We start from the raw sequence: 11,657 nt of genomic DNA on the forward strand, positions 1-11,657 counted from the left end.
AAGAGTGGCGTGACTTCACGCGGGTTGTTGCCTCGGCGCCCGGCGGGCGCGGGCCATTACGGCGGGCGCAAAATGCCCCGATTCTAGCCGCCATGCGTTGCCGCCCTGTGCAAGGAATTCGCGCAAGACGGCTTTCAGTGCTAGAACAGTCAATGCGCGGTCACAAAAACGACGCCGGCGACGGGAAGTCCCAACACGCATCCGGCGCACGAGCCGAGACGCACGAATCAGGCCATACCCCGGGGCACAACAAGGAGACGATCATGGCAACTCCGGCAAGCCTCAACGATCTGCAGCGCACCACGCTCGCGATCGTGCTCGCGGGCGGGCGCGGCACCCGTCTCGGTCCGCTCACCAACAAGCGCGTGAAGCCGGCGGTCTACTTCGGCGGCAAATACCGCATCATCGATTTCGCCCTCTCCAACTGCCTGAATTCGGGCATCCGCCGCATCGCCGTGGTCACTCAGTACAAGGCGCATTCGCTGCTGCGCCACCTGCAGCGCGGCTGGGGCTTCCTGCGCGGCGAGTTCAACGAGTTCGTCGACCTGTGGCCCGCGCAGCAGCGCGTGGAAGGCGCACACTGGTATCGCGGCACGGCCGACGCCGTCTATCAGAATCTCGACATCATCCGCTCGATCTCGCCCAAGCATGTGATCGTGCTGGCCGGCGACCACATCTACAAGATGGATTACACGCGCATGGTGGCCGACCATGCCGCGAGCGGCGCCGACTGCACGGTGGGCTGCATCGAGGTGCCGCGCCTGGACGCGCGCGCGTTCGGCGTGATGGCCGTGGACGAAGCGCGCCGCGTCACCGGCTTCGTCGAGAAACCCGACGATCCGCCCGCGATGCCGGGCCACCCCGACATCGCGCTCGCAAGCATGGGCATCTACGTGTTCGAGACGGCCTATCTGTTCAAGCTGCTCGAAGAGAACATCGCGCGCACGGCCACCGACCACGACTTCGGCAAGGACATCATTCCGCGCGTGGTCACCGATGGTCATGCGATCGCGCATCCGTTCAGCCTCTCGTGCGTCTCCTCCGATCCGAACGCCGAGCCCTACTGGCGCGACGTGGGCACTATCGACGCCTACTGGTCCGCCAATCTCGATCTGGCCTCGACGATTCCCGCCCTCGATCTCTACGACCGCAACTGGCCCATCTGGACCTATCAAGAGCAATTGCCGCCCGCCAAGTTCGTGCGCGACCTGAATGGACTGCAAGGCTCCGGCACCAACCTGATCGTGTGCGGCGGCAGCGTGATCTCGGGCTCGCAGATCTCGCGCTCGGTGATCTCGTCGAATGTGGTCGTGAAGTCGTTCTGCAACATTGCCGAGGCAGTCTTGTTGCCCGAGGTGACGGTCGGCGCGAGCTGCCGGCTGCGCAAGGTGGTGGTGGACCGCGGCTGCGCGATTGCCGACGGCACCGTGATCGGAGAAGACCCCAAGCTCGACGGCGAGCGCTTCTACCGGACCGAGAACGGCGTCGTGCTGGTCACGGACGAAGCGCTGGCGAGGCTCAGGCGCGGCGGCTGATCAATACAAGAGCGAGGCGCGCGCCCCCTCAACCCTGGACAGTCACTCGCCTGCAAGGGCCCCATTCCGATGACGATCCGCGTTCTGCACGTAGCCAGCGAACTCTACCCGCTGCTGAAAACCGGCGGTCTCGCCGATGTCACGGCCGCCCTGCCCGTCGCGCTGATCGAGCAAGGCGCCGATGCGCGCGTGCTGCTGCCGGGCTTCGCGAGCGTCGCTGCGGGCCTTGCCGACCTGCGCCCGGTCGCGCGCCTCGCGCGCAGCTTCGGCGCTCCAGAAGCATCGCTCGAACTCGGCCATCTGCCGGGCAACGGCCTGCCCGTCTACATGATTCGCGCCGACGCGCTCTACGCCCGCCCGGGCAGCCCGTACCTCGACGCCGCCCAGGTGCCCTACGGCGACAACGCCCAGCGCTTCGCGCTGCTCGGCTGGGCCGCCGCGCGGCTCGCCCAGCATGCCGATCCCGACTGGACACCCGCCATCGTGCACGCGCACGACTGGCACGCGGGGCTCGCCCCCGCTTACCTGCGCGCCGCCGCGCGCGAACGCCGGCGTGCCGGCACGCGCACCGTCTTCACGATTCACAACCTCGCCTATCAAGGCATTTTTCCCGCGCAGCAGTTCGACATGCTGGGCCTGCCCGCCGACTTCTTCGACATGCACGGCGTGGAGTTCTACGGTCAACTTTCATTTCTGAAAGCAGGCCTCTATTTCGCCGACAAGATCACCACGGTGAGCCCGACTTACGCGCGCGAGATCCAGACCGTCGCTCAGGGCTGCGGGCTCGAAGCGCTGCTCAAGGGCCGCGCGCACGATCTGGTAGGCATCCTGAACGGCGTCGATTACGCGATCTGGCATCCCGCCCACGACGACGCCATCGCCGCGCATTACTCGGCCGCGCACATGAGCGGCAAGCCGCGCTGCAAGACGGCGCTGCAAGCGCGGCTGAAGCTCGCACAGCGGCAAGACGCGCCCGTGTTCGCCGTAGTGAGCCGCCTCACCGAGCAAAAAGGCCTCGACCTGCTGCTCGGCGCGGTGCCTGAGATCGTCGCGCGCGGCGGGCAGCTCGCCGTGCTCGGCTCCGGCGATGCGAGCCTCGAACAGGGCTTCGCGCGCGCGGCGCGCCAGCATCCCGACGCGGTGTCGGTCGAGATCGGCTTCGACGAGACACTCGCGCACGCGATCGTCGCGGGCGCCGACGTCATGGTGGTGCCTTCGCGCTTCGAGCCGTGCGGGCTCACGCAGCTTTACGCGCTCGCCTACGGCGCGCTGCCGCTCGTGCATCGCGTGGGCGGTCTCGCCGACACCGTCGCCGACGCCTCGCTGGAAAATCTCGCCGATGGCCTCGCCACCGGCTTCGTGTTCGAGCGCTTCGAGCCCGACGCGCTCGCCGCCGCGATCCGCCGCGCCTTCGCGCTCTATGCGCGCAGCCATGACTGGCGCGCGACGCGCGAGCGCGGCATGCATCAGGACTTCGGCTGGGCCGCGTCGGCGCAACGCTATATGGCGCTCTATCGCGAGTTGGCCTGAAGCGACGCACAATTCTCACAACACTTCGCACACCAGATCGCAACCCGCGAGACGGCTGCGCGCAACACTGCACATACGCGGTCATCGACTGGGCGCGGCGAATTCGGTTATCGTTGCCGCACCGCTCGATTTTTCGCACCTCGCCCCCAGATACTGCCCATGAAAAACGTTTTGAGCATCCAGTCGCACGTCGTGTTCGGCCATGCGGGCAACAGCGCCGCTGTGTTCCCGATGCTGCGGCTCGGCGTGAACGTGTGGCCGCTCAATACCGTGCAGTTCTCTAACCACACGCAATACGGCCACTGGACCGGCAGCGCGATCGATGCCGGGCAGATGGTGGATCTTGCCGAGGGCATCGGCGCGATTGGCGTGCTGCCGCGTTGCGACGCGGTGCTCTCGGGCTACCTCGGCACGCCCGAGCAGGCCCAGGCCGTGATCGACGTCGTGCGCGCCGTGAAGGCCGCCAACCCGCACGCGCGCTACTACTGCGACCCGGTGATGGGCGCGGTCAACGGCGACGGCAGCGGCTGCAAGGTCGAGCCCGGCATTCAGGCGTTTCTGGTGCGGCACATGCCCGAAGTGGCCGACGCGCTGATGCCGAACCACAGCGAACTGCAACGGCTCGTCGGGCGCGAGATCGAGACCGCCGAGGAGGCTGTCGACGCCTGTCGCGAACTGTTGGAGCGCGGCCCGAAGCTCGTGCTCGTCAAGCATCTGCTCGACCGCAACAGCCCCGCGGACACCTTCAACATGCTCGTCGTGAGCGAGCACGAGGCGTGGCTCGGCCAGCGCCCGCTCTATCACTTCGCGCGCCAGCCCGTGGGCGTGGGCGACATTACGAGTGCGATCTTCGTCGCGCGCCTGATGAACGGCGATACGCTGCGGCCCGCGTTCGAGCATACGCTCGCCGCCGTGAACGCGGTCGTGAAGGCCACCTACGACGCGGGGCGCTACGAGCTGGAAATCGTCGCGGCGCAGGACCAGATCGCACGCCCGCGCGAATGGTTCGACGCGTGGGCCATCGACATGGGTTGAGGGCGGGGCCGCGCGGCCTATAATGCGAGCCGCAAGCCCTCCGTTAGTCAAGAGATCGATCGATGTCCCACCCCATCCGCAGCGAACAGGAAGAGTATTTCGAGCAATTGTGCCTTGCCGTCGACGCCGGCGAAACGCACGAGCAGGAAGCCATCGAATACTTCGAAGAGCAAAGCCATGAAGCCGATTTCGACGCAGCCGTCTGGCTCGACATCGCGCTTTATCACGCACCCGAAGTGGCGCGCGGCATCATCGACTTCGTCGACGAAGAAGACCGCCAGCGCAGCGACATCGCACAGACCATCGCCGACAATCTCGACATTGCCTATGGCGACGACGACTGCGAGCGCTTCGAGACGATCGTGCGCCTTGCGCTGGCCAACGGCGTGCCCATCGATCTGGACGTGGTGCTCGACGGCTGCAACCGCGCGCTCGACGATCTCGAAGGCTGGGCCAACGAAGACACCATGGCGCCGCTCGTGCGCCTGCGCGAAACGCTGCTTGCAATGCAAGCGCAGCGTTGAGCGCGCAAGACCGCAACACGCGCACGACACGCGGCACAAGCACGACACGCTCGCGGCACGACCGAACCACATAGAACAACAACGCTGCGCCAGGAGCCACGATGAGATCGCGCCACACGCCACCTCGCCCATCCGGTGCGCTGCCCCGTGCGTCGCGGCGCGCCGCACTGCTCGCAGCCACGCTCGGTGCGCTCTTGAGCATGTTCGCCGCGGCGCCCGGCGCCGCCGCACCTGCGACCGGGCCGCCCACCGTGCTCACCATACGGATTGGCTTCGCCGCGCCACTGAGCGGCGACTATGCCAACTATGGCCGCGACCTGCAAAAAGGCGCGCAGCTCGCCATCGACGACGCCAACGCTCAAGGCGTGAAGATCGGCGATCAAACCGCGCACTTCGAGCTCGTCAGCATCGACGATCGCGCCGACCCGCGCGGCGGCGTGCAGGCCGCCGCGCGGCTCGCCAATGAGAACGTGGCGGCGGTGATCGGCCACTTCAACTCGGGCGCGGCCATCGCGGCCTCGCGCATCTATGAAAGCGCCGGCATCCCCATGATCGCGCCCACCGCGACCAACCCCACCCTGACTTCGCAAGGCTTCGCGAACACCTTCGCGGTGATCGCGACCGACGCGCGGTCCGCCGGCATGGCGGGCGCATGGGCCGTCGACGAGATCAAGGCGCGGCGCATCGCCATCTTCGACGACCGCAGCGCATTCGGCCAGGGCGAAGCCGACGTGTTCGAGCGCGCCGTGAAAGCGCGCGGCGGCATCGTGGTCGCGCGCGACTTCGCGACGAGCGAATCGGGCAAACCGGGCGAGAGCGTCGACTTCGGCCCGCAGCTCGCGCGCATCCAGGCCGCCAACGCCGACCTGCTCTATTTCGGCGGCCTCGCGCACGAGGCCGCGGCGCTCGTGAGGCAAATGAAGGCGCGCAGCATGAACGCGCAGTTCGTGGGCGGCGGCGGCGTGGCGCTTCCCGACTTCGTGCGCCTCGCGGGCGTGGCGGGCGAAGGCACGCTCGCGTGGGAGTACGGCCGCCCGCTCGCGCAACTGCCCGACGGCCCGCACTTCGCGCAACGGTTCAAGAGCCGTTTCGGCGTCGATGTGCTCGCCTATGCGCCGTTCGGCTACGACGCGGCGTGGGCGGCCATTCACGCGATGGCGGCCGCCAGATCGGCGAATCCCGAGGTCTGGCGCGGCGCGCTCAAGACCCTGTCCTTCGACGGCGTCACGGGCCACATCGCCTTCGACGATCAAGGCGCGCTCAAGAACGGCGCTGCAACGCTCTATCGATTAAAGCAAGGTGCGTGGGTGCCGGTAACCACGCGCGGCGGCTAACGCTCGCCCCGAGCACGCACGACGATCTGCGCACGCGTATCGCGCTGCATGCGCACGAGCGCATCGTGCATCTGCGCGAACTGATCCGGCGAGCACATCTGCCGCCCGAAATGCGCGGCAAGCCTGCGCGAAATCTGCACCGTGCGCGACGCCGGATCGAACACGTAGTGCGACGCGTAGTCGAGCCGGGCGCCATCCGCGTCCGCACTCGCCGACATGTCGTGCGGCCAGTCGGTCACGCGCGCGAACGCGGGCAACACGATTTGCGCATGCTCCTCGAAATCGCCGCCCACACAGGCCCACGGCTGCGTGCGCTGCGGCACCGCGAGCCACGCGTCGAGCTGCGAGGCGATGCCGCCCGGTAAGCTGCTCAAGGCAGGCAGCGCCGTCGTGCCATCGCGCCAGACGACATGGTCGAGCGTGCCGGCGACGGTGACGGCGAACGGCCCCTGCGTCGCGCCGAGCGCACTCGTCGAAACCTGCGCGGTGCCCGTCAAGCCAGCCTGGCGCAGCCGCTGCAAAGCGATCTCCCGCGCCTGGCGACGCGTCGCGCGGCGCAGCGTGTTGCGCTCGAGTTCCGCACCCGCGCCCGTGTCCTCCACGCGATAGCGGTACGCAGCGCCGCCATCGGCTCCCGCGTCGATTTCGAGCCGCGCCGTGCGCTCGCGTGGCTGCGTGGCGGGCGTGCGCACGAGCACGCCGTCGTCGACGAGCAGCGCCGGGCGATCCAGCACGCCCGCCGGCAAATAGCCGAACGCCACGCCGCCCGACGAGGTATCGGCGAACACGCCCAGGTCGGGCAGCCACGCGATCACATGATCGATCGCCTCCACGCCGTAGCCCGGCACCGATGGCAGCGCATAGACGGGGCCGAGGTTCAGCAGCGCCGCTTCGGCGCGAATGCCCACCGCCGCGAGCAATGCGGTGAACAGCGCGACGTGGTCCTTGCAGTCGCCGTAACGCGCGCGCAGGATGTCGACCGCGCGGTGCGGGGCCGCTGCGGTCTCGCCCAGAAAAAGCGCCACGTAGCGGATATTCAGGCGCATCCAGTCGTAGATGCGCGCGGCCCTCTCGCGCGGATCCGCCAGCCCCGCCGTGAGCGTTTGCGCGAAGGCCGCGATGGACGGATCGGTCGCGGTGGGATCGGCAGCTGCATCGCGGTAGCGCGCGGCAAAGGCTGCGTAGTCGGGCAAGGTCGTCACCATCAGGCGCGCGCCCCAGTTCACGCGGGCCACGGCGCCCGGCTCCAGCGGCGCGTAAGGGCCATGGTGATACTCGAAGGCGTAGCGCGTGCGGCCGTTCTCGGTCACGGGCGCGAGCGCCTCATAACCGCGTGCATCGACATGAAGCGGCAAGTCCGCCGGCAGATCGAAGACGAGGCGCTGAAGCTCGACCGGCTCGCCCGGCGGTTCGGCGAAGTACGAGAACATGCCGGCTCGCAGCGCCCTGGCGCGGCGCTTGGTCCAGACGAGGCGCACGCGCGAACCCGGCTGCACGCCCGGAAAGATCACGGTGCGCAGCACGCCGTCCTGGAAGGTCGGCGCGCCCGCCGAGCGCGGCTCCTGAACGTCGCGGATCGCGCCTGGCGCCACTTCGCGCAGGGTGCCGTCGGGGTCGATGGTGTACGCCGAGAGCGCAGTGATCGTTTCGATATCCTTATTGAACCAGACGTAGCGCTGCGCGACGGCATCGACGCCGGCCGTGGTGTCGGCGCGCATCGTCGAGTCGTCGTGCTCCTCGATCGAGCCGTCTCGCTGCACGACGAATTCGTGGACATCGCGTTCGAGCGTGGCGGGCGGCGAATCGGCGAGATCCAGGGAATCCTCGGGCGCCTGCGCTCGTGTCTGCGCTCCGGAAGGCGGCTGCGGCTGCACCTGCGCCTGCGCGCGCGGCCAGGCGAACGCCAGCGCCCATGCAAGCGCGAATGCACCGGCCCTTGCGCGCGCGGCGCTCATGGCACGCGCGGCGCCGCTGCGTTCGTCGTGGCCGTCGCGTTGGGTGCGGGCGTCGCGCTCGCCGCGCGCGGCCAGGACGTCGCCGCGAGTTCGCGGGCGCGCATCGCGTCACGCCACGCTCGCGGGCTCGCGCCGAACTCCGCGCGAAACGCCGCGTTGAAGTTGGACAGATCGTTGAAGCCGCTCTCCAGTGCAATGTCGATGATCTTCTCGCCACCCTCCCCGGCGCACAGCCGCAGCGCGGCCGCGCGCAAACGCGAGCGCAGCAGGTATTGATGCGGCGTCACGCCCGCCACCGCCGAAAAGGTCCGCAGGAAGTAGAACTCGCTCACGCCCGCCGCCGCCGCGAGGCTCGCGAGCGTGTGCGGCGAATCGGGCGTCTCTTCAATCAGACGCAGCGTCGCGGCCACGCGTGCGGCTGCGGCCGCCGATGGCCCCGCTCCGGTCGTCGACGTCGCGCTGGCTTGCACCGGGTCCGGCCCGCGCATGTCCTTGCTGTCCGCGCTCACGCGCAAGGTCGCCACCGCCAGCGCAATCGCCAGCTCATCCCACGCGGCGGGCGCTGCGGCCCCGCGCTCCAGCACCTCGACGTTCGCGCAGGCGCGCGCAACCAGTGGCGCGAGCGCGCGCAGCGGCGGCACGCGCAGCGCGCTCCAGCGCCGCGCGCGAGGCACGAGGCCCGCTGCGGCGGCCTGCTCTTCGAGCCAGTCCGGATCGAAATGAAACGAGATGCAGCGGTCGCCCGCGCCATGGCGGTGGCCGCATTCGAAGCACGCGCCCGGCTCGCCCAGCATGATCGCGCCGGGCGTCATCAGTTCCGGGCCGCGCCCACGGCCGGCCTTGCCCGCACCGCAGCGGTAGCCGAACGACCCGGCCGCGACGATCGCGAGGCACGCGCTCGCGTGGCGCTCCTCATAGGGCCGGTCGGCGGGGCCGAACGTGCAGACGACGTCGTCGGCCTGCCAGCCGGGCCCGGACGCGAGCCTGCGCACGAGCGGCGGGCGCGCCGCGCCCTCGCGCGTGCGTTGCGCGAGGGCGCGTTGCAGACGGGCGGCGAGAACGGACATGTCGGCCTCAGCTGGACGATGGAGTTCGGCTTTCGTTGTAGCACATCGGTCGCTGCACATCGGTTGCAGCACATCGAAAAGACGGCCGGCCCCCTGCGAGCGTCGCAACGTTCAGGCAAACGCGTTATATTGAATGTTTCAATCAGTTTTACTGATGCAGCGTTGCCCCATGACGCGCATCCCGTACCCATGAAGACCCTCGATTTCGATGTCCTTGCGATGGTGGTGGCCGTGGCCGACGCCGGCAGCTTCGTGCGCGGCGCGGCGCTCGTGCACCGTTCGCAGGCCGCACTCTCCATGCAGATCCGCGCGCTGGAAGACACGCTCGGCAAGCCGCTCTTCACTCGCGCGCCGCGCAACGTCACGCCCACGCCCGACGGCCACACGCTGATCGCCTACGCTCGGCGCATGCTCGCGCTGCGCGACGAAGCGTGGGCCTCGCTCGCACACCCCGAAGTCACGGGCCGAGTGTCGATCGGCATGCCCGACGACTATGCGTCGTCGCTGCTGCCGCAGGTGCTGCGCAAGTTCTCGGCGAACTGGCCGAAAGTGGAGATTCAGGTGGTCGGGCTGCCGAGCAGCGCGCTCGCGCCGCTCGTGAAGGACAACAAGATCGATCTGGCCTGCGTGACGGGCACGCGCGAACTCGCCGGCGAATTCATCCGCTTCGAGCCGATGGTCTGGGCCGGGCCGCCTGCTCAGGCGAGCGCGGCCATCGGCCGGGAGGTCTGGCGCGAGCGCCCCCTGCCCATCGCGCTCTTCAGCGCGGGCAGCGTCGCGCGTTCGAACGCGATTGCCGCGCTCGAACGCGAAAACATCGCCTATCGCACGTCCTATGAAAGTCCGAGCCTGATGGGGCTGTGCAGCATGGTCGCGGCGGGCCTCGCGGTCGCGCCGCTCGCGCGCTGCGCAGTGCCCGAAACCTTCCTCACGCTGGGCCGGCAGCATGGTCTGCCGGCCTTGCCCGAACTCGAAGTGGTGCTCGCGCGCAGCGCCCGCTCGAACCGGCCTACCTGCGATTTTCTCGCCGAGCAGATTCTCGCTGAACTGCGGGTCTGAGGCGTTGCGCCGCCTGGCGCGGCGTCGCGGCCCCCGTCGCGGCCCCCGTCGCGGCCCCGGTAGCGGCCCTGATTGCGGCCGCCGGCGTCAGTCGTCGATCGAGCGCGTAAGCAGCGCATGAAGTCGCGTGATGTGGCGCAAAAGCAACTCGCGGTGCTTCTCGATCTGTTCGAGCCGGCCTTCGAGATCGGCGCGCGAGCGCTCGTCGTGCTCGGCATGGGCAATCACGTCTTCGATGCGCGCGCGCAACGCCTCCGGCTCCACCGGCAGCATGCTCAGGTGCCGTTCGAGCTTGCGCACGTCCTGCGCGGCCAACTCGCGAATCTTGCGCGTGCCCGCGAGGCGCCGTTGCGCGTCCTGGGCAGCCGTGCCCTGCGCGCGCCGGGCGTCCGCGCCATGGCCGAAGATCGGCTCGGTGCGCAGCACGGGCGCCTTGCGCACCGGATGCGCGGTGCCGCGAAAGCGCGCGCGCGGCGTTTCGTCGGCGATCGCGTCGCGCGCCTCCTGGGGCACCTCGACGGCGCCGTGCCGCTCGTCCATCCAGCCTTCGGGCAAGCCGGTGACGGCCTCGATGCCGCGCACGAACTCCGCGCTGAAATCGCGCTGCCCCGAAGCAATCAGTTTCATGTGGCTCGCCGAAAACGTCATCATCCTCGCGAGCCGCGTGACCGCGCCCACTTCGCGCGTGAGCAGCGCGAGGTTCGCGCGCCACGTCGGCATGAGCGTTGCGCTGGAATCTTCCATTTGCGGAGGTCCTCCCTCGTGGGCCGTGCAAGCCTGGCCGATGCCTGAAGGTTAGCCGCATCGCAAGGCAGGACGCAACCCGCAAGCGGCATCAACGCACGCGAATAAAAAAGGGGGGGACGGCGGGAAGCACGCCGCCGAGGCACCGTCTAGAAGTGTCCGGTGAAGCGATACCGGCTGCCCGGATGCCACAGGTTCGCCACCGAAGCCACGCGCCCGCTCGAGCGGGTGCGCCGGTGCAGGACGAGACACGGCTCGACCTCGTTCATCTTGAGCCGCGCGCGCGTGTCGCCCTGCGGGGCAAGCGCCTCGATGCGGTACTCCACGCCCTGGAGCGGCGCGACGCGCATGAGGTAGTGGTTAGGCGTGGTGGCCGTGAAGTCCTGCTCCACGTAATCGGGCGCGACATCGGGATTGACCCAGCGCTCCTCCAGTTGCACGGGCTCGTCGTTCTCGAAGTGCAGCATGCGCGAGTAGAACACCCGGTCGTTCGTGCGCAGCCCCATCTCTATCGCGAGCGCCTCGTCGGCGGGCAGCACGCCGATCTCCAGCACCTCGGCGCGATAGCCATGGCCGCGCGCGAGGATTTCGTCGGAGATGCTGCGGATCGCCACCAGCGTGGACTCGTACTTGGGACGCGCAACGAAGGTGCCCGCACCCTGCACGCGCGTGAGCACCTGCTCTGCGGTCAGCTCGCGCAGCGCGCGATTCACCGTCATGCGCGCGACCTTGAACTCGCGCGCGAGCTCGTTCTCCGAGGGCACCTGGTCGCCCTCGCTCCACTCGCCCGCGTGGATGCGCGCAAGAATGAAGTCCTTGATGCCCTGGTATGCGGGTGCGTTCATTGCCTGGTCGAAGGGGCCGATGGATTCGA

General features: G+C 68.8%; 10 protein-coding genes. 6 read left to right on the plus strand and 4 right to left on the minus strand.

Annotation, left to right across the window (positions count from 1 at the left end; genetic code table 11):
• Positions 1-263: 263 nt before the first annotated feature.
• The 5 genes from glgC (at position 264) to P5W98_RS09145 (ending at position 5,958) form a co-directional block, all read left to right on the plus strand.
• Positions 264-1,535, plus strand: coding sequence for a glucose-1-phosphate adenylyltransferase (glgC, locus tag P5W98_RS09125; protein ID WP_421024256.1), 1,272 nt, complete (start codon positions 264-266; stop codon positions 1,533-1,535).
• Positions 1,536-1,604: 69 nt separating this feature from the next.
• Complete coding sequence (gene glgA, locus P5W98_RS09130; RefSeq protein ID WP_421024257.1) at positions 1,605-3,065, plus strand: glycogen synthase GlgA; 1,461 nt, start codon at positions 1,605-1,607, stop codon at positions 3,063-3,065.
• Positions 3,066-3,224: 159 nt separating this feature from the next.
• The gene (pdxY, locus tag P5W98_RS09135) at positions 3,225-4,100 is read left to right on the plus strand and encodes a pyridoxal kinase PdxY (RefSeq protein WP_421024258.1); all 876 of its coding nucleotides are present in this window, start codon (positions 3,225-3,227) and stop codon (positions 4,098-4,100) included.
• 62 nt (positions 4,101-4,162) lie between these two features.
• Positions 4,163-4,624 (plus strand): hypothetical protein, encoded by a 462-nt coding sequence (locus P5W98_RS09140; protein ID WP_421024259.1) that lies wholly within the window; start codon positions 4,163-4,165, stop codon positions 4,622-4,624.
• 200 nt (positions 4,625-4,824) lie between these two features.
• Positions 4,825-5,958, plus strand: coding sequence for a branched-chain amino acid ABC transporter substrate-binding protein (locus P5W98_RS09145; protein WP_421025231.1), 1,134 nt, complete (start codon positions 4,825-4,827; stop codon positions 5,956-5,958).
• Here P5W98_RS09145 and P5W98_RS09150 read toward each other — a convergent pair.
• Positions 5,955-7,913 carry a DUF3857 domain-containing transglutaminase family protein gene (locus P5W98_RS09150; protein ID WP_421024260.1) on the minus strand — a complete coding sequence of 653 codons (1,959 nt, stop codon included), beginning with the start codon at positions 7,911-7,913 and terminating at the stop codon, positions 5,955-5,957. The two genes, P5W98_RS09145 and P5W98_RS09150, sit on opposite strands and share 4 nt — an antisense overlap.
• Positions 7,910-8,980 carry a helix-turn-helix transcriptional regulator gene (locus P5W98_RS09155; RefSeq protein WP_421024261.1) on the minus strand — a complete coding sequence of 357 codons (1,071 nt, stop codon included), beginning with the start codon at positions 8,978-8,980 and terminating at the stop codon, positions 7,910-7,912. Before P5W98_RS09155 ends, P5W98_RS09150 begins: the two co-directional genes overlap by 4 nt.
• A gap of 189 nt (positions 8,981-9,169) precedes the next feature.
• On the opposite strand from P5W98_RS09155, the gene P5W98_RS09160 reads away from it, so the two are divergent.
• Positions 9,170-10,039, plus strand: a complete 870-nt coding sequence (locus P5W98_RS09160; protein ID WP_421024262.1) for a LysR substrate-binding domain-containing protein — start codon at positions 9,170-9,172, stop codon at positions 10,037-10,039.
• Positions 10,040-10,126: 87 nt separating this feature from the next.
• Here the strand turns inward: P5W98_RS09160 and P5W98_RS09165 are convergent, their stop codons facing one another.
• Positions 10,127-10,783 carry a hypothetical protein gene (locus P5W98_RS09165; RefSeq protein WP_421024263.1) on the minus strand — a complete coding sequence of 219 codons (657 nt, stop codon included), beginning with the start codon at positions 10,781-10,783 and terminating at the stop codon, positions 10,127-10,129.
• Positions 10,784-10,932: 149 nt separating this feature from the next.
• Positions 10,933-11,628: a histidine utilization repressor gene (gene hutC, locus P5W98_RS09170; protein ID WP_421024264.1), complete on the minus strand. Its 696-nt coding sequence runs from the start codon at positions 11,626-11,628 to the stop codon at positions 10,933-10,935.
• Positions 11,629-11,657: the final 29 nt, after the last annotated feature.

It is taken from the genome of Paraburkholderia sp. A1BS-2L (assembly GCF_051125205.1).
GTDB lineage: Bacteria > Pseudomonadota > Gammaproteobacteria > Burkholderiales > Burkholderiaceae > Paraburkholderia.

Excerpts from the sequence above, each read along its gene's own strand:
- hutC (WP_421024264.1), bottom strand. The coding sequence starts at position 11,628 with ATGAACGCACCCGCATACCAGGGCATCAAGGACTTCATTCTTGCGCGC.
- P5W98_RS09150 (WP_421024260.1), bottom strand. The coding sequence starts at position 7,913 with ATGAGCGCCGCGCGCGCAAGGGCCGGTGCATTCGCGCTTGCATGGGCG.
- glgA (WP_421024257.1), top strand. The coding sequence starts at position 1,605 with ATGACGATCCGCGTTCTGCACGTAGCCAGCGAACTCTACCCGCTGCTG.
- P5W98_RS09155 (WP_421024261.1), bottom strand. The coding sequence starts at position 8,980 with ATGTCCGTTCTCGCCGCCCGTCTGCAACGCGCCCTCGCGCAACGCACG.
- P5W98_RS09165 (WP_421024263.1), bottom strand. The coding sequence starts at position 10,783 with ATGGAAGATTCCAGCGCAACGCTCATGCCGACGTGGCGCGCGAACCTC.
- P5W98_RS09160 (WP_421024262.1), top strand. The coding sequence starts at position 9,170 with ATGAAGACCCTCGATTTCGATGTCCTTGCGATGGTGGTGGCCGTGGCC.
- pdxY (WP_421024258.1), top strand. The coding sequence starts at position 3,225 with ATGAAAAACGTTTTGAGCATCCAGTCGCACGTCGTGTTCGGCCATGCG.
- P5W98_RS09145 (WP_421025231.1), top strand. The coding sequence starts at position 4,825 with ATGTTCGCCGCGGCGCCCGGCGCCGCCGCACCTGCGACCGGGCCGCCC.
- glgC (WP_421024256.1), top strand. The coding sequence starts at position 264 with ATGGCAACTCCGGCAAGCCTCAACGATCTGCAGCGCACCACGCTCGCG.
- P5W98_RS09140 (WP_421024259.1), top strand. The coding sequence starts at position 4,163 with ATGTCCCACCCCATCCGCAGCGAACAGGAAGAGTATTTCGAGCAATTG.